The sequence below is a fragment of the Enterococcus sp. DIV0436a genome (assembly GCF_051711605.1).
In the GTDB taxonomy this organism is placed as follows: domain Bacteria; phylum Bacillota; class Bacilli; order Lactobacillales; family Enterococcaceae; genus Enterococcus_B; species Enterococcus_B faecium.
This window is the reverse complement of the sequence record NZ_JBIONA010000001.1, coordinates 1,921,774-1,944,296: the sequence shown is the minus strand read 5'-3', so window position 1 is coordinate 1,944,296 and position 22,523 is coordinate 1,921,774. Positions and strand designations below refer to the sequence as shown.

The window sequence follows — 22,523 nt, the reverse complement described above, 5'->3', positions numbered from 1 at the left end:
TAAATTTTTCTGTGATCAATCTTTATTTTTGGTCATTTTGTAAAGAAATGCTTTTTCTGAAAGACGAACGAGTATAGAGGTAGTTTTTTTTGCTGATATGCAGTATAATACGGGGTTGAGGAGTACTTTATGTGCTCCTTCATTTTTTGCAGATGAGGAGACAGCATGTTTTCAAATTACAAACCAACATGGATGGTAGAAGCCATCTATCAGATTACACCTGCCCAATTAAAGAATCTAGGCATCAAAGCAGTATTGACCGATTTAGACAATACGTTGATTGCATGGAATAATCCAGATGGAACAGAAGAGTTGCTTACTTGGATTTTAGAAATGAAAAATGCAGGAATCCCTGTTGTTGTTGTTTCAAACAATAATTCAAAACGTGTCGCGCGAGCGATTGAAAAATTTGATCTTTTGTATGTTGCACGAGCAATGAAACCTTTAGCAAGAGGGATCAACATAGCAAAGAAACAATTGGATTTAGCAGATGATGAGATAGTAATGGTAGGCGATCAGATTATGACTGATATACGTGGAGCCAATCGTGCAGGGATACGTAGCATCCTTGTAAAACCCATTATCGCAACAGATAGTTGGAAGACACAATTTAATCGTTTTTGGGAAAAAAGAATTATGGCCTATCTATTAGCAAAACACCCTGATATGGGCTGGCGAGGTGGAATCGAATGACAGAAGAATTACAATGTATCGGCTGTGGTGCCGTTATACAAACAAACAAACCCGGTGAATTAGGATACACGCCGCAAACGGCTTTGGAAAAAGGTTTAGCTTCCGGGGAAGTCTATTGTCAGCGTTGTTTCAGATTACGCCATTATAATGAGATCCAAGATGTCTCATTGACGGATGACGACTTTTTGCGCTTACTGAATGAATTAGGGCAAAAAGATGCATTGATCGTCAATGTGGTGGATATTTTTGACTTCAATGGTTCACTAATCCCAGGACTACACCGTTTTGTCGGTGACAATCCAGTACTTTTAGTTGGGAACAAAGTGGACATATTACCTAAATCATTGAAAAAAACTAAATTAACACAATGGATGAAGGAACGTGCTTACGAAGCAGGAATTCGTCCAGTAGATGTATTATTAACTAGTGCTAAGAAATCTCATGAGATGACGGAACTATTAGAAAAAATCGAAGAATACCGCGATGGACGGGATGTCTATATCGTCGGAGTAACAAATGTCGGAAAATCGACGCTTATCAATCAAATCATCAAAAATACAGCGGGAGTACAAGATGTAATCACAACTTCGCAGTTTCCAGGAACGACCTTGGATAAAATCGAGATTCCTTTAGATGACGGGCATTTTTTGATTGATACACCGGGAATTATCCATCGCCATCAAATGGCGCACTACTTAGGTAAAAAAGATTTGCGGATCATTGCACCGTTAAAAGAAATCAAACCTAAAGTTTATCAGCTGAATGAAGGGCAAACACTTTTCTTGGGCGGACTTGCAAGATTTGATTTTATCAGCGGCAATCGTGCTTCATTTATTGCTTATGTGTCAAATGATGTAAATATTCATCGAACGAAACTGGAAAAAGCAGACGAATTTTATCAAAAACATGTAGGTGGATTATTACAGCCTCCTCGTCCTGATGAAGTCGAGGCATTTCCGGAGCTTGTTCGTTTTGAGTTTTCTGTGAAAGAAAAAACAGACATCGTTTTTGCCGGTCTAGGCTGGATCACTGTAACAGCGCCAGCAGTAATTGCGGGCTGGGCGCCAAAGGGTGTAGATGTATTGAAACGCAAAGCATTGATTTAAGGAAGAAGGAAAATTATGAGTTTAAGAGGAAAACAAAAGCGTTTTTTACGTAGCAAAGCGCATCATCTTCAGCCGATTTTTCAAATCGGAAAAGGTGGGATCAATTCAGCAATGATCGTTCAAATTGAAGAAGCTTTAGAAAAAAGAGAACTGATCAAAGTATCGTTACTTCAAAATACAGATGAGATTGCAGAAGAAGCAGCTCAAGTATTAGAAAAAGAAATAGATTGCGAAATCGTCCAAATCATTGGACGTGTTATTGTATTATACAAACCTTCCACAAAAGAAAAGTATCAAAGGCTATCAAAAGAAGTAAAAGCAATATAAGGAGTGACCATGATGAATACGCAAGCTAAGACATTTGTTCGTTCACAATTATTTCCTGAAGAAATGCCTCAATTCTTAGAGAAGAAAAAGCAAGTAGGGATCTTGGGCGGAACATTCAATCCCGTTCACCTTGCACATTTAGTGATGGCTGAACAAGCTGGCCGGAATTTAGGTCTTGACCGCGTATTTTTGATGCCTTCTTATCAGCCACCTCATGTTGATGAGAAACAGACGATTGATGCAAAACATCGACTCAACATGTTGGAATTAGCTGTGGAAGACAATCCTTTTTTGCAGATTGAAACGATTGAATTAGCTCGTGGTGGGAAAAGTTACACCTATGATACTATGAAGGAATTGACGCAAAACAATCCGGATACAGATTATTACTTTATTATCGGTGGGGATATGGTAGAATATTTGCCAAAATGGTATAAAATCGATGAGCTGACTTCTATGGTCAACTTTGTGGGTATACGTCGACCAGGATACACAACGGATACTCCATATCCTGTAATTTGGGTAGATGTACCTGAGATCGACATCAGTTCCACGAAAATACGTCAAAAGATCAAAGAAGGCTGTTCTATCCGCTACCTTGTTCCAGATAAAGTAATTGATTATATTCAAAATGAAGGGTTGTATGAATATGGACTATAGTAATGAATATACTGCTTATTCTAGAGAAAACCTGATGCAAAAAATACAGATGAGAATGAGCGAACAACGCTTCAAGCATGTGCTTGGAGTAGAAGAAACAGCCGTGGCTCTTGCCAAAAAATACGGTGCTTCTCCTGAAAAAGCTAGTATTGCTGCATTGACACATGATTATGCAAAAGAACGACCAGATGAGGAGTTCAAAATGGTAATCGTAAGAGACGGTTTTGATCCAGAGTTATTGAATTATAATAATGCAATCTGGCATGGTCTTGTTGGCGCTTCGTTTGTAGAGCGGGAATTAGGAATCACCGATGCAGAGATTCTTCATGCAATCCGGGTGCATACGACTGGGGCTGCTAAGATGAGTCTCCTTGACAAAATCATTTATGTAGCAGACTATATTGAACCAGGTCGAGATTTTCCTGGGGTACAAGATGCACGAGCCATTGCATGGGCTGATCTAGACGAAGCTGTAGCATTTGAAACAAAACATACATTGGCCCATTTGCTTGCGCAAGAACAACAGATTTATCCAAAAACAATCGAAACATATAATTACTGGGTAGCAAAAAAATAAGCTGCTCATATTAGGAGGAAATCATCATAGATAGTAAAGAACAATTAAAAATTGCGGTTGAAGCAGCAGATTCAAAACGGGCAGAAGACATTATCGCTTTAGACGTTCGAAATGTTTCCTTGTTGGCAGATTATTTCATGATCTGTTCAGCAAATAGCGAACGTCAAATCAACGCAATTACAGAAGAAATCATTGATAAAGAAGAAGAAAACAAATATGAAGTAAAACGTATTGAAGGAAAAGAAGGCGGAAAATGGGTATTGATCGATCTTGGAGATGTGATCGTACATGTTTTCCATGCACCAGAACGAAGTTTCTATAATCTGGAAAAACTATGGTCAGATGCTCCGCTAGTCGATCTTAGTGAATGGTTGGATTAACATATGGCTTATGAAACATTTGCTTTCATTTACGATGAAGTGATGGACGAAACACTTTATCAGCAATGGCTAGCTTTTTCGAAACGTCATTTACAAGAAGACACAAAAAATATTTTGGAACTGGCATGCGGTACTGGAGCATTAGCGGTTGCTTTTGCAAAAGATGGATATAAAGTGACAGGGTTAGACCTTTCAGAAGAGATGTTGATGATTGCCAGCCAGCGAGCATATGAAGAAGACGCATCGATCCAATTTGTGGAAGGCAATATGCTCGATTTATCAGAAATCGGACAATATCAGGCAATTACCTGTTTTTCTGATTCGCTGTGCTATATGAAAAATAGACAAGAGGTACAGCAAGTGTTTGACGAAGTCTATCAAGCGTTAGAAGAAAATGGCCGATTTTTATTTGACGTACACTCCACCTATCAAGTAGATGAAGTTTTTCCAGAATATAGCTATCATTATCAAGGGGATAATTTTGCTTTTTTGTGGGATAGTTATCCAGGAAGCGAGAAACACAGCATCGAACATTTTCTTACCTTTTTCGTTGAAGAACAAGAAGGGTCTGGTCGATTTATTCGTGAAGATGAACTACATCAAGAGCGTACCTATCCATTGGAAAGTTATTTAAGAATGCTGGAAAACAGCGGCTTTTCGAAAGTCGAAGCATTTTCTGATTTTACAGACGAAGCAGCATCAGAGAAATCAAAGCGCTGGTTCTTTGTAGCATACAAAGACTAGCGGTTTTGCCTGCTCGAGTTAACAAGAAAAGAATAAATCTTCAACATAAATTATATATCCGAACGATATAGGCATTGCTCTTGCAGTGCAGCTTTTCGTCGCAGAAGTATTGTGTTTGCGAGAATAGTTTATATAGTTCGGGTATTTTTTCCGATTTTTGCCTTTTTTTACTTGTCTCTATTTCTTTTTTATCGATAACTATGAAGGAGGATGCGCATGAAAAGCTGCGGGATTATCGTAGAGTACAATCCTTTTCACAATGGACATCGCTATCATGTGGAAATGGCACGAAAAACAACAGGAGCAGAGGTCGTCATTGCTGTAATGAGCGGGAATTTTTTGCAACGAGGCGAACCGGCTATCATCGATAAATGGCATCGCGCGAATGAAGCTTTACAAAATGGTGTGGATTTAGTAGTGGAGCTTCCCGTCGAATGGGCGGTTCAGTCAGCTGACTATTTTGCTAAAGGTGCAGTAAAAATCTTGCAAACACTGGACTGTGACAGTTTGTGTTTTGGAACAGAAGAAGAGACTTCGTTTGATTACAGCAGTTTCGGACGCTTTGTCCAAGAGAATCAAGATAGGATAGAAGAGGCATTTCAAGAACTGTCTGATCAAACGTATAGTTATCCGCAAAAAATGACTGAGGTTTTTCGCAGTCTGTATCCCGATATTACGCTTGATTTTTCTTCGCCAAATCATATCTTGGGATTAAGTTATGCAAAGGAAAATGCCAAGTATGTCCACCCTATGGAATTACATCCGATCCGACGTAAAAGTGCAGGCTATCATGAAAAAATCATCACAGATCAGAGGATAGCCAGTGCAACAGCCATTCGCCATGCGTTAGAAGAAGGAAAAAGAATAGCTGGACTTGTGCCGCCTCAGACAGAAGAAGATCTTTCAACTTGTTCGCTGCAGACTTGGGAATCTTATTGGCCGTATTTGCGTTATCGGTTGTTATCTTCTACTTTGCTGGAACTGACAGATATCTATCAGATGACCGAAGGAATAGAATCGCGCATGAAAACAGCAGCTGCAACTGCTGATAGTTTTGAGGATTTTGTGTCAAAGGTAAAAACAAAAAGATATACATGGACACGGATCCAACGATTATCTTGTTATGTCTTGCTGAATATCAAAAAGCAAGAGATTCCTGTCCAACAAAATAAAAATTATCTTCGACTACTTGGATTTACCGATGTTGGAAGAAGATTCTTAAAAGAAAAAAAAGAGATTTCTATTTATTCCCGAATCGGAAAAAAAGAGGCACAAGAAGCAGAACTGTTAGTTAGAAGTGATCAAATCTATCAATTGGGAGGCAATATTCCGGAACAGAATTTCGGGCAAATCCCAATCCGAGTATAGATAATTGACTAAAAATGAGAAGAATGAAGGAAGAAAGAAAAAAAGCTTCACAGAATCGTGATTCACAAGTATAATGGAACAGGACGTTTTTGCGTTATGAAACTATCAAATCAGAAAGCGAAGTGAAAATATGGGACGTAAATGGGCAAATATCGTAGCAAAGAAAACTGCTAAAGATGCTAATAATAGCCGGATTTATGCAAAATTTGGGATTGAAATCTACGCGGCAGCAAAATCAGGTGATCCTGATCCGCATGCAAACCAAAAACTACGTTTCGTCATTGATCGCGCTAAAACTTATAATGTACCAAAACATATTATTGACCGAGCAATCGAAAAAGCAAAAGGTGCAGGAGATGAAACATACTCTGAATTGCGCTATGAAGGATTTGGACCAAGCGGCTCAATGGTGATTGTTGATACATTGACGAACAATGTGAATCGAACAGCAGCAGACGTACGGGCAGCATTTGGGAAAAATGGCGGGAACATGGGTGTTTCCGGAGCGGTTTCTTACATGTTTGACAATACAGCAATCTTTGCTTTTGCAGGAGAAGACGCTGATGAGATCCTTGAATATCTAATGGAAAAAGACATCGATGTTCGCGATGTAATGGAAGAAGAAGGACAAATCATCGTTTACGGTGAAGTAGCGGATTTCCATAGTATACAAGAAGCATTAAAAGAAAAAGGAATCACTGATTTTTCAATCGCTGAGATCCAAATGATCCCTCAAAACGAGGTAACACTATCTCCAGAAGATCAAGAAACATTTGAAAAAATGATTGATGCACTGGAAGATCTAGAAGATGTACAGCATGTGTTCCATAATGTGGCATTAGAAGACTAAGCAACCAGTTTTAACGAAAAGTATTCAGTCTTTTTCGAAAAGCAAGACAATCTCACTAACAGATTGTCTTGCTTTTTTGTGTGATTTATTTTCTTTTCTAATTCAACCTGTGGTATGATGAGAGCATAAGTATCATGTGAAATGATATGAAGTATGTGGAAGATGGACGGGGAAGAATATGGAAGCAAAAATCACTTTAGAACCTTTTGAACGTATCTTAAGCGGTTACCGCAAAGTAGAAGAGTTAGCTGTGAACGTAACTGATTGTTCAAAATTAGCGCAAAAATACGCAAGATTCGGCGTTGAAGGCTATCGATTAGGAAACTATGTCGGTACAGGGTATCTGAACCGTTATTTAGAGTGTATGGTGGACCGCGCACCAATGCTGATTTATAGACAAAAATATTTGATTCCGCTGCTTTTTCGTCGTTCTGATTCAGCCTTTCGGTTATTTGAAGAAGAGTATCGGATGGAGGCTTTCTTTCTACTATTAGAGTGGAGCTTGAAGCATCGTCCTGAAAAAATTCTTATCGAAAGAAATGAGAAGATAGACACGAAAAAAAATAATGTGATCGATAGTGCATACCTAGCATTTCGTGTATCAGAGATTTTGGATTGTGGCGGCTATCCAATCAGCAATTTCCAATCAATTGACCAGTTCATTGAATGGAATCGAATTTACCGATTGATCGACAATGGCGGGATTGGCCGTCATAGCAAGGTATTTGACCCAGAATATCCAGAAAACATGGAAGAACTGAAAATGATTATTTCGCTTGTCAAATTAAAATATCCTGAAACAGATTTGGATTTATATATAGAATAAATGACCTTAAATGATTGAATTACTTTTTCTGCAATTATTATTGTAAATAAAAAGACAACTGCTAACATTAATGATAGCAGTTGTCTTTTTATTTACAGTACTTTTTTCTCATAAGATGAAATATCCATATTGTTTAACAAAGGACTTTCATTATTGGAGGTAAAAAGGGTCAATTCATGCATCGCACGTGTACACATGGTGTAAAGGATCAATTTGTCTTGCTGAGAAGAAAAATGTTCTGCATCTACATCCCACAAGAAAACTCGGTCAAACTCCAGACCTTTTGCTAAAAAGGCTGGAAGTAAAATAATGGAACGTTTCATAAAGTCACTCTCATTTAAAATCAGTTGGACTTGTTGTTTCAACTCGTCTGGCAGTTGAGCATAAAGAGCTTCGCATTCTTCTTGTGTTTTAGCTATGATTGCTGTACGCCAATACCGGGCTTTTCCCTGAGTCGTTCGAATGGTATCTGCTAACCAATTCAATTTGATATCATCTGTTGTTCCTTGGATGAGCAAAGGAAGGTCTCCTTTTCTTGCTGTTGTTTCTACTTGATGTTCTTTCACAATAAAATGATTAGCAAAATCAGTGATTTCTTTTGTGGAGCGATAGCTTGTCGTTAATTGGAAACGAGTGACTTCACGGTCCACGAAAAGGTCTTCCAATGATCCAACGATCGTTTCATTTCCAAAGACATTTTGATTTAGATCTCCACAGAAAGTCAAATTTGCTTTTGGGAACAAGGCTTGCAGCAATGCCACTTGTGATGGTGCGAAATCCTGCATTTCATCAATAAAGATATAGCGAGCTTTGTGTGTAACCGTCACTGGATATGTTCGGCGCATCAGTAAAAAGAATAGTACAGCATCCTCTTGACGCAATTCTCTTTGACGCAAGTGTGTACGAACAGTTGTCAAATGTTCCTGCCACCTGGTCTCGCTGATTTTATGTCGTGTTAGAAGAGAAAGTGGCACAGTTTGTAGAAAGTGGAGATATTGTTTCGTTATATTGACAAATTGATAATTCATGATCCCTCGATGGATTCGACGGAATCTTTTACGTACGATTTGGTTGGCCAGTTTTTTACGTAATGAACGCTCCTTTTGTTCTGTATATTCAAGATTTGGATCTGTTGCGTATAGTTCTTGGAGCTGTTCTTCCGCCAGATCTTTGACCCATTGCTGACGTGTTTCGTCTTTTTGCAGACCGCCTAATTTTTTCAGGAGCTTCGTTTGTAATAGAGAAAGTCTATGATGTAAAGGTAATTGTTCATTTGTTTCTTTATACCATTGGCGAATCGATTCCTTTGATAGGATCGTACGGCCATTTATTTTCATATCACGGAACAAGGGACCGTAGTTTGTGATGCCTTGGATATAGCGATCAATCTGATCGACTAAGGTCAATCCGCTTTTCATCACTTGTATCGGATCTTTTTCCCCTAGCAAAAAACCACTTTCTTGTTGCTGTTCATCTAGTAAAGAAAACTCTGGCAGCAGCTGCACCAAATAATTTTTGAATGTCTGTGTAGGCACGCCGCTTTCACCTAATGAAGGCAATACAGTCGAGATGTAATCAGAAAACAAATGGTTGGGTGAAAATAGAAGAACGTTTTCAGCCTCGAGCCACTTGCGATTATGATACAACAGAAAAGCAATACGTTGAAGCAAAGCGGATGTCTTTCCACTTCCGGCGATTCCTTCAATCAGCATTACTTTACTTGTTGTGTCCCGAATGATTGCATTTTGTGCTTTTTGTATCGTAGAGACGATGTTTTTCATATGGTTGCTTGATGATTCATCCAATATCTCTAGCAAAAAGTCATCATTGATTACTTCCGACGTATCTACCATAGATAAAATACGTCCTTCTTGGATTTTAAATTGTCGTTTCAACTGCAGATCGACATCTATTCTATCTGTTTCAGTTTCATAAAATGCGGGACCAATCTCACCTTCATAATAAAGATTGGCAATTGGTGCGCGCCAGTCAATAACGATTGTTTCTTCTGCCAGATCTCTTAAAGAAGCGATACCTAGATATAATGTTTCTGTTTCACGGTCTTCTTTAAAGTCGATACGGGCAAAATAAGGACTATCTTTCATGACAGACAACGTTTGCAGGCGTTTTTGCTGTGCTTCAAGAGTATGGTATTTCAAAAGCAATTCCTGCTCATGTTGGCGATATTCAACAGCAGATTCATAAAAAGCTTCATTGGAACCAGCTCGAATCTTGTGATTAGCTGTGTCTTTTGTCGAATGATTCATTTCCTGAGTCAATTCTTGTTGTTTTGTATCCAGCATATTTTGTTCGATCTGGATTAGTTCGATCGTTTCATCCACGTGCGTTTGTTCTAGTTGTTTCTCATTCATCGCATGTTTGCTCCTTCCGCCGTAAATAACGAATTAAAAGTATAGCATAGTTTTTCGAAAAAAGGTACTTTTTAACTGATGAATCGAAAAAGTAATCCTTGCTGAATATTTTTGTTTGTAGAACTGATGAATTTTGGAAACGCTGATAGTGATAGTTGTTTTCAATTAAGGCCTATTGTTTTAAAAAGTGCTAGTCAAGGACTATGCTTAAGATGAAAGAGGCAGCTGGAAATTTATTACTAACCTCTCTAAGTCACATAAAAGAGGAGAAAAAACAATGACACATTTCAAAAAATTTTTACTTACTTTGCTTATTGGTGGGATAGCTTTATTAAGTGAATTTGTTTTTCACCAGCCGGCCCTTGCATTTGCGATTGTCGCATTTACTGGAGGAATTCTCGCCTTCTTGATGTTTTTGGAAATGATCAAGACGTTACGTTCAGGAAGATATGGCGTAGATGTATTAGCGATTACCGCAATCCTTGCAACATTAGCCGTCAAAGAATACTGGGCTAGTTTGATGATATTGATCATGCTTACGGGCGGAGATAGTCTAGAGGATTACGCGAATAAACGAGCGGGTAAAGAACTGCAGTCTTTGTTAGATAACACCCCAAGAATTGCCCATCGATTCAAAGAAGGAAAATTGCAGGATATAGTAATCGATGAAATAAATATTGATGACCAGTTACTAGTCAAGCCTGGCGAACTTGTACCCGCAGATGGTCGAGTGACCAAAGGAGAATCTTCGGTCGATGAATCTTCTTTGACAGGTGAGTCCCGCCCGGAAACCAAGAAACCTGGAGATCAGATTATGTCAGGGTCTTTAAATGGAGACGGATCGATCCAAATGATCGCTGAAAAACGTGCCGCAGACAGCCAGTATCAAATGATTATTAAACTAGTCGAAGAATCAAAAGAAAAGCCTGCCCGATTTGTCCGTTTAGCTGATCGTTATGCAGTCCCTTTCACGTTGATTGCTTATTTGATCGGTGGTATTTCTTGGTGGTTCTCAAAAGACCCTTTACGATTTGCTGAGGTACTGGTAGTGGCATCACCTTGTCCACTGATTCTAGCTGCGCCCATTGCTTTAGTTGCAGGAATGAGCCGTTCAAGTAAAAACGGGATCGTTGTAAAAACTGGAACAACGATTGAAAAGCTCGCACGTACAAAAACGATTGCTTTTGATAAAACAGGAACGCTTACCAAAGGGATATTGGAAGTAGAGGCGATTCAGCCAGTCAATGGAATAAAAAAAGAAGAGCTACTTCTGTATGCAGCTAGTGCAGAACAGGAATCTAGCCATATCTTAGCTCGTTCGTTAGTGAACAACGTGAAAAACAGCCAACTGTATCCTGTTAGTCAACTGAAAGAAGTGACCGGTCAAGGAATCCAAGCAGTAGTCAATAATCATGAAGTAAAGATTGGACGTGCCTCTTTTGTTTCAGCTGAAGAAATAGAAACGTCCAATACAGCAATCTATGTAACAATTGATCGATCTTTTGCAGGAACGATCCTATTTTCGGATCAGATTCGCCCAGAAGCAGCGAAGACAATCAAGGAGCTAAGAAAACTTGATGTGAAAAATTTGATGATGATCACCGGGGATGGATCTGCCATTGCTCAAACGATTGCAGAAAAAGTCCAATTAGATTCTGTACATGCCCGTAGCTTGCCTCAAGATAAACTGACCATTTTAGAAAGTATCCCTAAAGATCAAAGACCTGTTGCGATGGTAGGAGACGGCGTGAATGACGCTCCAGCACTTGCTGCTGCAGATATCGGTATTGCAATGGGGGCTCATGGTTCTACAGCTGCTAGTGAAAGTGCAGATGCGGTCATCTTGAAAGATGATCTCTTGCGTGTAGCAAAAGCAGTAGTGATTTCAAGAGATACGATGAGAATAGCTAAACAGTCTGTACTGATTGGCATCTTTATTTGTATTTTTTTGATGTTAATTGCAAGTACGGGACTAATCCCCGCATTATACGGAGCTGTTTTGCAAGAAGTCGTGGATACGGTCTCTATTTTGAGTGCCTTGAGAGCAAAAAAAGATCCAGCCATTTTTCCTGATTCAGTACCCAAGACAAACATAGTATGATAGAATCGAGTTGAAAAAAGAACGATCAGAAAGAGGAGAGAGCATTATGCCATTCGTACATGTCGAATTAGTAGAAGGTCGCAGTCCGGAACAATTAGAAAATATGATGAAAGATATCACGGAAGCTGTTCATAAAAACACGCAGGCACCAAAAGAACACATCCATGTCATCATCAATGAGATGAAAAAAGGAACATACGGTGTAAATGGGGAATGGAAAAAATAAGTTTAGTTTCCCACTTGATTTTTCTATTTATTAGTGGTTAAATAAACACATAATTGATTGATGAGAAAGCCAACTGAATTTGAGAGTCTTCGATAAGAGAGGAAAAGCTAGGCTGAAACTTTTCCAGGAGAAAACCAAAGGATGACCACTTTCGAAACCCTTGTTGAAGCAAGGGCGGTCGGACCGTTACAACGCTTGAGGAACGCATTTGCGTTTGAACATTAGGTGGAACCACGAACTTTTCGTCCTAGTATCTCTTTTCAAGAGATGCTAGGATTTTTTTGTTTTTCAGCTTGATGATCTGATCAATCAAAACATTTCAAGGAGGAAACTATTATGATAAAAATTACTTTTCCAGATGGTGCAGTCAAAGAATTTGAGTCTGGAACAACAACATTGACAATTGCTGAAAGCATTTCAAAAAGCTTAGCAAAAAAAGCTTTAGCTGGTAAAGTGAACGGAAAACTCGTTGATTTGACTCGTCCAATCGAGGAAGATGCAAGTATTGAGATCATCACACCAGACCATGAAGATGCACTTGGCTTAGTCCGTCATTCAGCAGCTCATTTGATGGCCCAAGCCATGCGTCGCCTCTATCCAAATATCCACTTTGGCGTTGGACCAGCTATCGATTCAGGGTTTTACTACGATACAGATAATGGACAAAACCAAGTAACTGCAGAAGATTTGCCGGCAATCGAAGCAGAAATGATGAAAATCGTCAAAGAAAATCTGCCGATCGAACGCCGTGTTCTTTCAAAACAGGAAGCATTAGAAATTTTTGCAAGTGATCCGTACAAAGTAGAACTGATTAGTGAATTGCCAGAAGAAGAAGTGATTACTGCTTATCAACAAGGCGAATTCATCGATTTGTGTCGTGGACCACATGTTCCATCCACTGGCCGTATACAAGTATTTAAATTATTATCAGTGGCAGGTGCTTATTGGCGTGGAAACTCAAACAATCAAATGATGCAACGTGTATACGGGACAGCCTTTTTTGACAAGAAAGCTTTGAAAGAATATATCCGTCTCCGTGAAGAAGCAAAAGAAAGAGACCATCGTAAACTAGGAAAAGAACTTGACTTGTTCATGGTTTCCCCAGAAGTAGGTTCTGGTTTGCCATTCTGGCTTCCAAAAGGGGCAACAATCCGACGCACGATCGAACGTTATATTGTAGACAAAGAAGTTAGTCTAGGTTACCAACATGTATATACACCAATAATGGGAGATGTTGAGTTGTACAAAACATCTGGACACTGGGATCATTATCAAGAAGACATGTTCCCGCCAATGGATATGGGAGATGGCGAAATGCTTGTTCTTCGTCCAATGAACTGCCCTCATCACATGATGGTCTACAAAAACACGATCCATTCTTATCGTGAATTACCAATTCGTATCGCTGAATTAGGAATGATGCATCGCTATGAAAAATCAGGTGCTTTGTCAGGTTTACAACGTGTACGAGAAATGACGTTGAATGATGGTCATACATTTGTTCGTCCTGATCAAATCAAAGATGAATTTAAACGTACTCTTGAATTGATGGTGGCAGTATATGCTGACTTCAATATTACAGATTATCGTTTCCGCTTGAGCTATCGCGATCCAAACAATACAGATAAATATTTTGATGATGACGCAATGTGGGAAAAAGCCCAAGCAATGCTGAAAGCCGCTATGGATGAATTAGAACTAGATTACTTTGAAGCAGAAGGCGAGGCAGCCTTTTACGGACCAAAACTAGATGTTCAAGTCAAAACAGCTCTTGGTACAGAAGAAACATTATCAACTATACAATTAGACTTCTTATTGCCAGAGCGCTTTGATTTGACATATGTTGGAGAAGACGGGGAAAATACGCATCGTCCAGTAGTTATCCACCGCGGAATCGTTTCTACAATGGAACGTTTTGTTGCTTATTTAACAGAAGTATACAAAGGCGCTTTTCCAACATGGTTGGCCCCAATACAAGCAACAATCATCCCTGTTTCTGTTGATGCACATGGCGATTATGCTTATGAAATCAAAGAACGTTTGCAAATGAAGGGGCTGCGTGTAGAAGTTGATGATCGTAATGAAAAAATGGGCTATAAGATACGTGCCTCTCAAACACAAAAGATCCCTTACCAATTGGTTGTTGGAGACAAGGAATTGGAAGATGCAACAGTGAACGTACGTCGTTATGGAAGTAAAGAAACAGCTGTAGAAGATTTGAATATCTTTATTGATGCTATGGAAGCAGAAGTCAAAAATTACAGCAGAGAAAACTAATAGGTAAATTTCCTGTAAAAAAGTAGTAGATAGAAAACAATCCGAACAATAGATAACAGATATTCCTCAAAGACACAGATGCTCAATAGAATCTGTGGGATTGATGGGATAAGATATTCTGTTGGGCGGATTGTTTTTTTGTTTTTTTATCCAGTATACGACCGTGAATAAGGGTCTGATATGGTATACTTACATAGACTATCATTAAAAGGGTGGAGGAACTTATGAGCGTAATTAGTCGTATTGAAAGTATGATGGAAGATTATTCTTCAGCAGAAAAAAAGTTGGCCAACTACATTATCGGTAATATTGAGAAGGTCCCTACAATGACAGCTAATGAATTAGCAGAAGCTTCCGGGTTGAGTGCGCCGACAGTTGTACGTTTTTCCAAAAAAATAGGTTTTCAAAGTCTGACGGACTTCAAAATCACGATTTCAACAGAACTACAGACTGGAATCGATGAAGGTTTTAGTGATATAGAAGCAAATGAGTCCTTTTACTCTATCAAAAACAAACTTGGTAACAATGCACAAGTAGCGATAAAAGAAACAGTAGATATTCTAGAAGAAGAAACGATCCAAAAAGTCGTAGAGTGTTTGGAATCGGCAGAGACTGTTTTTTTATATGGGGTTGGCGCCTCTTCTTTAGTAGTAGAAGATATTCTGCAAAAATGGTCTCGTGTCGGTAAGCCAATCATTTTTGAAAAAGATATCCACGTCTTGCTCCCGCAACTTGTCAGCAATGAGAAAAAGAAAGTGCTTTGGCTTGTTTCAAACTCAGGTAGAAGTGCAGATGTAGTCGCATTAGCCGAGCTGGCGAAAAGCATGAGTATCGAAATCATTGCGTTGACGCAATTTGGAAATAACCCGCTTAGCAAGATAGCCGATGTACTCGTACAAACGTCTAGACCAAAAGAAATCACGAATCGAAGTGCAGCAACTAATTCACTTTTGGCCCAATTTGCTACGATCGATATCATTTTTTATTTCTATATGGCTAAAAACGAAAAGCTTAGCGAAAAAGTGAAAAAAACACGAGAAGCAATCCAAGAATATTTTATGGATTCGAAATAAAAACCTTACTATTTTTATATAAGTTTTTTAGAATAACAAAACGTAGTTTTCCACAAATAAATGATCCATCAAAGTGTTTCACGACTTAAGAAAACATAATTTTCAAAAATAAGTTTATTTTTTAATGAAAAAAATAGTTGGATATGTAACTTTAAGTGATTGCTGTGAAACAAAAAGTTGATTTTATCTTGAAATTAGGTAAAGAATTTCTTGCTCCGCCCATTTTTTCTTTTTTATTAAGAAGTTTTTGGGTACAATGAAGCATGAATGTAAATAGGCGGAAGGATAGGAAATGATGAAAGATTTTATGAAAAAAATATTAAATACTTCTTGGTTAGAAAAAATAAGAAAAGGTGCACAAGAACCTAAGAACAAAACGTTTCGCCGGTCCCATGTTCCTTTTCGCTTAAATTTTCTTTTTTTCATTATATTTACGTTATTTGTTGCGTTGATTGCTAGATTGGGTTATTTGCAGATCGTGAACGGCGAAGAGATGGAGGCGCGAGTGAAGTCTACTTCTACGATTACGGTCCAAGAAAGTACTCCTCGCGGAATGATCTACGACTCCACAGGAAAAGCTTTAGTTACGAATAAAGCGAATCAGGCCATCACATATACGAGAGGAACACAAGTTACGGCTAAAGATTTGCTTGAAATCGCAACGAAGCTGAACTCGCTGATCGATGTTCCGGTAGATGAAAATCTGACAGATAGAGATAAAAAAGATTTTTGGCTGGCTGATCCCAAACATTTGAAAGAAGCCACAAAAAGACTTTCGGCAAAAGAAAAGCAATTAGGGAACAGCGAACAATATAGTGCGATGGTCAATAAAGTCACAGCTGATGAGATTAATTTAAACGAGGAGCAATTAAAAATTGCTACCATCTTTAAACGGATGAATAGTGCATATGAATTAAACACTGTCTATATCAAAAACTCTGGTGTTACTGATCAAGAGTTAGCTGTTGTGGCAGAACGCGCTTCTGAACTTCCAGGAGTTTCGACTGGCACAGACTGGACACGAGAATATAATGCAGCAAGTTCACTGAAAAGTATTCTTGGCAGTGTGACGACTGAAAAGCAAGGACTTCCAGCAGATGAAGCAGAGAAATACCTAGCAAAAGGTTATTCTCGGAATGACCGTGTAGGACAAAGTTATTTGGAAAAACAATATGAAGATGTCCTGCAAGGAACCAAAACCCAATATGAAGTTTCCCTTGATAATGAAGGAAATGTTTCGAATCAAAAAGAAATCTTCTCTGGGGAAAAAGGTTCTAATTTAATGTTATCTATGAATGCAGAATTCCAATCAAAAGTAGAAGAAATTTTGAAAAGGAATTATCAAACATTGATCAACAACGGCAAAGCACAGTATTCGCCTGGTGCTTATGCAGTGGCTATGAATCCTCAGACAGGAGAAGTGCTAGCAATGACTGGTTTCAGTCATGAACAAGGTTCCAAAGAAATCACCGAGAATGCTTTAGGCACGATTACTAGCGCCTTTGCTCCAGGGTCTGTAGTCAAGGCTGGTACTTTGACAGCAGGCTGGGCAAGTAACGCGATCAGCGGAAATCAAGTTTTGATTGATGAGCCGATTCGTCTGCAAGGTGCTTCAGAAAAAAGCTCTGTCTTTAATCGAAGCGGACAAGTTGCTCTTGATGCAGTCAAAGCATTGGAATTGTCTTCTAATACGTATATGATCAAAGTGGCGTTAAAGATGTTAGGACTAGACTATACACCTGGAATGGGACTACCTAGTTTAGATGAAGAAGCTAAAGCTTATCAGCAATTGAGAGACTCTTTCAAAGAGTTTGGTCTTGGTACAACGACTGGGATCGATTTGCCGAATGAATCTCCTGGGATCTCACGTTCTGTTGATTATATGAAGAAGTTCAATGCGGATAATGGCAAAGAATGGTATACTCCAGGTAACTTTACCGATTTGGCATTTGGACAGTTTGACACATATACACCAATCCAATTAGCTCAATATGCTTCAACAGTCGCTAATGGCGGGAAACGAGTACAGCCGCACCTAGTCAAAGCGATCTATGGCAATGACGAAAATGGAAACTTGGGTGAAGTGAAGAAAGAAATTGGCACAACAGTAGAAAATACGGTCAATATTTCTGCAGAAAATATGGCGATCCTCCGTGAAGGATTCCACCAAGTTGTCCATGGTACCGATCCTTACACAACAGCCAAACCATTAGCCAGTGCGAAAATGGACCTTTCCGCAAAAACAGGGACTGCAGAAACGGTTGCGGAAGGTCATCCAGATATTACGACAGTCAATAGTAATATCGTGGCATACGGACCAACAGACAATCCGGAAATTGCCATCAGTGTTGTCTTGCCGAACTTATTAGACGAACAAGACCACATGAACTTGACGATTGCTAAAGAAATAATGGACGCGTATTATGATATGTTCATGGCAAAATAAAAAAGAGGTCGTGAAAAAGCCGCTTAGTTTCGAGTATGAAGAAAAATTTTGTGAAAATAGCTTCTCACATTTTTGCTTAAATTTGACTTCATACCGAGAAACTGGCTTTTGAACACCGTTTACTCGGCAAAAAAGGTTGTGACAAAAATTGTCACAACCTCTTTTTTGTGGAATCTAATTCTCTATTATAGTTTAAGTAGTTTTTCCAGATAAACAGCTAAACCGTCTTCCTGATTGCTCAAAGGAGTGACATCATTTGCAATGCCTTTGAGTTGATCAGTACCGTTAGCCATAGCTACTCCCCAACCTGCATAATCCAACAATTCCAAATCATTATGCTCGTCACCAAAGGCAATGACGTCTTTTTGATCGATAGACAGGTAGTTAGCAATCTCTTGCACGCCTTTTGCTTTTTGGATTCCTTTTGAAACAATCTCTAAGATGGCAGTAGGTCCACCCCATGTCCGAACATCGACATAACTGCCAAATTGACGTGTTAATTCAGCAGATACAGCTCCTGCAAAACGTTTGTCTGTTCGGACAAGCAAAGATGTAGGATTTGTCGTCAAATTTTTAGGAGAAAGCAAATTCTTCTCTCCTGGACGAGAAGAAGCAAAAATTTTTTCATCAAAGAAATCAAAACTGTCAATAAAAAAAGTATCACGATTTTCAGCAGCGATAAAATCTAAATTTAGCTGCTTTTTTTGCGATAAGATTTCAAAAGCGATTTCACGATTGATCAACGTTTCTCTTTCACCATCCCAGTGCTGATTAGGGATGTGTACTAATGCGCCGTTAAAATTAACCATCGGTGTTGTTAATTCTAATTGTTGGTAAAACTGATGGCTCATTCGGAATGGGCGTCCTGTAGCAATACTGACATGATGACCGGCATTGATTGCTTTTTTCAGAGTCTCTTTTGTTTTAGATGTAATCATCGAATCTTGATTGAGGGTAGTTCCGTCCAGATCGATGGCAATTAATTTTTTATTCAATAAGGGTCCTTCCTTCCTCAACTAGCATTTGTTTTAGTCTAGCATATTTTAGGTAATTAACAAGAGCAATCAGCTATTCCTAACAAAAACTACAGTTATGGCTATATAAATAGCTAAACATAAGCTAAACACGAACGTTAAGTATTGTTTTCGCTTTTTTTGTTAAAAAAACGTTGAAAAGCGAATGAAACGTCTATATAATTTGAAATTGTTCGATGGATTTGCCCTATTTTACTTATTTTTTATTATTATAGTTTTCCATCAGAAAAAAATTCAGGGAGTGGAACTTTTTATGGAAAAGTTTTTCGGTTTAAAGAAAAACAATACAAATGTATCAACTGAAATAATGGCGGGAGTAACGACATTCTTTGCCATGAGTTATATCTTATTCGTAAATCCGACGATTTTGTCAGCATCAGGTATGCCCTTCCAAGCAGTATTTCTAGCGACAATCATTGCATCGATTATTGGTACGCTGGTAATGGGATTGTTCGCAAATGTACCATATGCTCAGGCACCTGGTATGGGATTGAACGCATTTTTCACTTTTACGGTCGTTTTTGGGCTTGGTTATTCTTGGCAACAAGCCTTGGCAATGGTGTTTATTTGCGGATTAATCAATATTTTTATTACTGTCACAAATATTCGAAAAATGATTATTCGGGCGATTCCCGAAAGTCTTCAACATGCGATTGGTGGCGGGATCGGTATTTTCGTTGCGTATGTCGGAATCAAAAATGCAGGATTCTTATCTTTTTCAGCAGACCAGTCAGCTATTTCGAGCTCTGTCGTTGAAGGCGGAAAAGCGACAAATGTTACGATAAATGGTGGAATCGTCCCTGCGTTAGCCAACTTTGACAACGCTCCTATCTTATTGGCTGTGATTGGTTTGGTACTGACAGCCATTTTAGTTGTAAAAAATGTCCGTGGGGCTATTCTTATCGGTATCGTAGCGACCACAGTCCTTGGTATTTTTATGGGTGTTGTTGATTTGAGTTCCATTGATTGGCAAACGAATTCGTTAGGTAATTCATTTAAAGAATTAGGAACAACTTTTGGTGCAGCATTTGGTTCTGAAGGCATGCAATCTTTATTCAGTGATTCTTCCAAGATTCCTCAAGTATTGATGACGATAATCGCATTCAGTTTATCTGATACTTTCGATACGATCGGAACATTTATCGGTACAGGACGCCGCACAGGCATTTTCTCAAAAGAAGACGAGATCGCGTTGGAAGATGGTCGTGGGTTCAAAACAAAAATGGATAAAGCACTATTTGCCGATGCGATCGCTACTTCCGTGGGGGCTATCTTTGGTACATCGAATACAACAACTTATGTCGAATCTGCAGCTGGGATCGGGGCCGGTGGACGTACTGGTTTGACTTCAGTAGTAGTGGCAGTGCTATTCGCATTAAGTAGTTTATTCTCTCCACTGATCGCTATTGTACCAAATCAAGCAACTGCGCCAGCATTGATTTTAGTTGGAGTAATGATGATGGCTTCTTTTGCAGACATCAAATGGCTAGATATGGAAGAAGCTTTACCGGCCTTCTTTGCATCGATCTTTATGGGATTGTGCTATAGCATTTCCTATGGGATTGCAGCAGGATTTATTTTCTATACAATTGTGAAAGTAATCAAAGGAAAATACAATGAAGTTTCTGTTGCTTTGTGGATCGTTGATATTTTATTCATTATCAACTTCATCATTCTAGCAACAATTTAACTAAAGAGAAGGGATTGGAACAGTATTTGTTCTGATCTCTTTTTGTTTTACATAAAAAGAACGTTACATATAAAATGACCTTTGCGGGATTTTTCTCTTTTTACTGGCGAGATCGTTGCTTGTTTATTCGAAAATAGGTATGATAAAAGAGACGAAAGAGGGATGATAGATGGAGATTAATTGGAGAAAAAATTTAGTGATTGCGTGGATTGGCTGTTTTTTCACTGGTGCAAGTATTAGTTTAGTTATGCCATTCATACCAGTTTATGTCGAGCAACTAGGAACACCAAAAGACCAAATCGAATTGTTTTCAGGACTAGCAATCTCTGTGACTGCTTTTGCGTCTGCCGTGGTTGCACCAATCTGGGGAAATCTAGCTGATCGAAAAGGACGAAAACTCATGATGATCCGTGCAGCAGCAGGGATGACATTAACAATGGGATCTTTGGCTTTTGTACCGAACGCGTATTGGCTTTTGATCATGCGGTTTTGGAATGGGATTTTGTCTGGATATATTCCAAATGCCACAGCGATGATTGCTTCACAGGCACCTAGAGAAAAGAGCGGATGGGCGTTAGGAACATTGTCTACCGGAGCGATTGCTGGAAATCTGATCGGACCTTCAATGGGCGGTGCACTGGCTCAGTGGTTTGGTATGGAAAATGTATTCTTGATCACAGGGGCTTTGTTGATGATCACAACGGTATTGACCATTTTCTTAGTCAAAGAAGATTTCCATCCGATCGAGAAAAAAGATCTGATAAGCACCAAAGAAATTTTTTCAAAAATGGATCATCTCTCTATTTTGATCGGTCTCTTCATTACGACCTTGATTTTACAGATAGGAATCACTACGATCAGCCCTATTTTGACCTTATATATTCGTGAATTGAGCGGAAGTACAGAAAATATCCTTTTTGTCAGCGGCTTGATTGTTTCGATAGCTGGTGTTTCCGCTGTCTTTTCTTCACCGAAACTAGGAAAACTAGGGGATAAGATTGGGAATCAAAAAGTTCTAATTGGAGGACTCATTTTATCATTTTGCTGTTATTTACCTATGGCATTCGTCACTACACCGCTCCAATTAGGTATACTTCGCTTTATTTTAGGCTTTTCAACTGGCGCTTTGATGCCTTCTGTCAATACACTGATCAGTAAGATTACGCCTCAAGAAGGAGTCAGCCGAATCTATAGCTACAATCAGATGTTTAGCAACTTTGGACAAGTTTTAGGTCCCATGCTAGGATCGACAGTCGCGCATGCTTATAATTACAGTGCTGTTTTTATTGTGACAAGTTTGTTTGTTCTGTCAAATATTCTTCTTTCTTTATTCAACTTTCGTAAAGTTCTTCGCAGCAGATTATAATGGTGGTGAGGAGCAGAAAATAAAAAAGAGCTTGAGATATCTCAAGCTCTTGGCTGTTTTTTTACGAATGGGCAGAGGTTTCTTTTCTTGGCGCAACTGCACCAATCAAAAGGATAATGACACCCGCAATGAATGAAATGATTGTTGTCAAAGTAAAATCATATGTTCCGCTTGTTAATGCAGCACCAATATAACCGACTACTTGACCTAGAACGACAGCCCAGAATAATGTAACGATATATCGCATAAAGAACACCTCTTTTCTATCTTAATTTTACCAGATTTTCTTTGAATGTAAAGAAACGAGACCAAATCTCAATAAAATTTGAGTTCTTACGAAAGAACTCATTCCTACAGATTACAAGCAAGCAAATGAAGTGGAATAATCAACTTCAGCGCCTGCTATC

General features: G+C 38.8%; 20 protein-coding genes. 17 read left to right on the top strand and 3 right to left on the bottom strand.

Features of this window, described 5'->3' with window-relative positions; translation table 11 throughout:
* Positions 1-165: 165 nt before the first annotated feature.
* The 10 genes from IGL15_RS09505 (at position 166) to IGL15_RS09460 (ending at position 7,531) form a co-directional block, all read left to right on the top strand.
* The gene (locus tag IGL15_RS09505) at positions 166-693 is read left to right on the top strand and encodes a YqeG family HAD IIIA-type phosphatase (protein ID WP_002287626.1); all 528 of its coding nucleotides are present in this window, start codon (positions 166-168) and stop codon (positions 691-693) included.
* The gene (gene yqeH, locus IGL15_RS09500; RefSeq protein ID WP_002295377.1) at positions 690-1,799 is read left to right on the top strand and encodes a ribosome biogenesis GTPase YqeH; all 1,110 of its coding nucleotides are present in this window, start codon (positions 690-692) and stop codon (positions 1,797-1,799) included. Before IGL15_RS09505 ends, yqeH begins: the two co-directional genes overlap by 4 nt.
* Positions 1,800-1,814: 15 nt before the next feature.
* Positions 1,815-2,126, top strand: coding sequence for a ribosome assembly RNA-binding protein YhbY (yhbY, locus tag IGL15_RS09495; RefSeq protein WP_002287630.1), 312 nt, complete (start codon positions 1,815-1,817; stop codon positions 2,124-2,126).
* Positions 2,127-2,135: 9 nt separating this feature from the next.
* On the top strand, positions 2,136-2,786 hold the full coding sequence (locus IGL15_RS09490; protein WP_002287632.1) for a nicotinate-nucleotide adenylyltransferase: 651 nt from the start codon (positions 2,136-2,138) through the stop codon (positions 2,784-2,786).
* Entirely contained in the window at positions 2,770-3,363 is a 594-nt protein-coding gene (gene yqeK / locus IGL15_RS09485; RefSeq protein WP_002287635.1) for a bis(5'-nucleosyl)-tetraphosphatase (symmetrical) YqeK, read from the top strand. The genes IGL15_RS09490 and yqeK overlap by 17 nt, the downstream gene beginning before the upstream one ends.
* A 20-nt stretch (positions 3,364-3,383) precedes the next feature.
* Entirely contained in the window at positions 3,384-3,743 is a 360-nt protein-coding gene (gene rsfS, locus IGL15_RS09480) for a ribosome silencing factor (RefSeq protein ID WP_077940756.1), read from the top strand.
* Between the two features lie 3 nt (positions 3,744-3,746).
* Positions 3,747-4,487, top strand: coding sequence for a class I SAM-dependent DNA methyltransferase (locus IGL15_RS09475; protein ID WP_002287639.1), 741 nt, complete (start codon positions 3,747-3,749; stop codon positions 4,485-4,487).
* A 216-nt stretch (positions 4,488-4,703) separates the two neighbouring features.
* A complete protein-coding gene (locus tag IGL15_RS09470; RefSeq protein ID WP_002319387.1) occupies positions 4,704-5,855 on the top strand; it encodes a nucleotidyltransferase in 1,152 nt (383 codons plus the stop codon).
* A gap of 130 nt (positions 5,856-5,985) precedes the next feature.
* Positions 5,986-6,705 (top strand): YebC/PmpR family DNA-binding transcriptional regulator, encoded by a 720-nt coding sequence (locus IGL15_RS09465; RefSeq protein WP_002287641.1) that lies wholly within the window; start codon positions 5,986-5,988, stop codon positions 6,703-6,705.
* A gap of 178 nt (positions 6,706-6,883) precedes the next feature.
* Positions 6,884-7,531, top strand: a complete 648-nt coding sequence (locus IGL15_RS09460; protein ID WP_002295372.1) for a hypothetical protein — start codon at positions 6,884-6,886, stop codon at positions 7,529-7,531.
* Between the two features lie 92 nt (positions 7,532-7,623).
* Here IGL15_RS09460 and helD read toward each other — a convergent pair whose 3' ends face one another.
* Complete coding sequence (gene helD / locus IGL15_RS09455) at positions 7,624-9,903, bottom strand: RNA polymerase recycling motor HelD (RefSeq protein WP_002287644.1); 2,280 nt, start codon at positions 9,901-9,903, stop codon at positions 7,624-7,626.
* Positions 9,904-10,180: 277 nt separating this feature from the next.
* On the opposite strand from helD, the gene IGL15_RS09450 reads away from it, so the two are divergent.
* The 5 genes from IGL15_RS09450 (at position 10,181) to IGL15_RS09430 (ending at position 18,026) form a co-directional block, all read left to right on the top strand.
* The gene (locus IGL15_RS09450; RefSeq protein WP_086319352.1) at positions 10,181-12,004 is read left to right on the top strand and encodes a heavy metal translocating P-type ATPase; all 1,824 of its coding nucleotides are present in this window, start codon (positions 10,181-10,183) and stop codon (positions 12,002-12,004) included.
* Positions 12,005-12,050: 46 nt separating this feature from the next.
* Positions 12,051-12,230: a 2-hydroxymuconate tautomerase gene (locus tag IGL15_RS09445; RefSeq protein ID WP_002287649.1), complete on the top strand. Its 180-nt coding sequence runs from the start codon at positions 12,051-12,053 to the stop codon at positions 12,228-12,230.
* 336 nt (positions 12,231-12,566) lie between these two features.
* Positions 12,567-14,507 carry a threonine--tRNA ligase gene (thrS, locus tag IGL15_RS09440; RefSeq protein ID WP_104765601.1) on the top strand — a complete coding sequence of 647 codons (1,941 nt, stop codon included), beginning with the start codon at positions 12,567-12,569 and terminating at the stop codon, positions 14,505-14,507.
* Positions 14,508-14,731: 224 nt separating this feature from the next.
* Positions 14,732-15,580 carry a MurR/RpiR family transcriptional regulator gene (locus IGL15_RS09435; protein WP_104765602.1) on the top strand — a complete coding sequence of 283 codons (849 nt, stop codon included), beginning with the start codon at positions 14,732-14,734 and terminating at the stop codon, positions 15,578-15,580.
* A 292-nt stretch (positions 15,581-15,872) separates the two neighbouring features.
* Complete coding sequence (locus IGL15_RS09430) at positions 15,873-18,026, top strand: peptidoglycan D,D-transpeptidase FtsI family protein (protein ID WP_002287654.1); 2,154 nt, start codon at positions 15,873-15,875, stop codon at positions 18,024-18,026.
* 185 nt (positions 18,027-18,211) lie between these two features.
* On the opposite strand, the gene IGL15_RS09425 is transcribed toward IGL15_RS09430, so the two are convergent.
* Complete coding sequence (locus IGL15_RS09425) at positions 18,212-19,021, bottom strand: Cof-type HAD-IIB family hydrolase (RefSeq protein ID WP_002296740.1); 810 nt, start codon at positions 19,019-19,021, stop codon at positions 18,212-18,214.
* 292 nt (positions 19,022-19,313) lie between these two features.
* Between IGL15_RS09425 and IGL15_RS09420 the strand changes: the two genes are divergently transcribed.
* Positions 19,314-20,750, top strand: coding sequence for an NCS2 family permease (locus IGL15_RS09420; protein ID WP_002298256.1), 1,437 nt, complete (start codon positions 19,314-19,316; stop codon positions 20,748-20,750).
* A 169-nt stretch (positions 20,751-20,919) separates the two neighbouring features.
* Positions 20,920-22,116 carry a multidrug efflux MFS transporter gene (locus IGL15_RS09415; RefSeq protein ID WP_002290958.1) on the top strand — a complete coding sequence of 399 codons (1,197 nt, stop codon included), beginning with the start codon at positions 20,920-20,922 and terminating at the stop codon, positions 22,114-22,116.
* A 61-nt stretch (positions 22,117-22,177) separates the two neighbouring features.
* Here the strand turns inward: IGL15_RS09415 and IGL15_RS09410 are convergent, their stop codons facing one another.
* Positions 22,178-22,363 carry a YjzD family protein gene (locus IGL15_RS09410; RefSeq protein ID WP_002295359.1) on the bottom strand — a complete coding sequence of 62 codons (186 nt, stop codon included), beginning with the start codon at positions 22,361-22,363 and terminating at the stop codon, positions 22,178-22,180.
* Between the last annotated feature and the right edge of the window lie 160 nt (positions 22,364-22,523).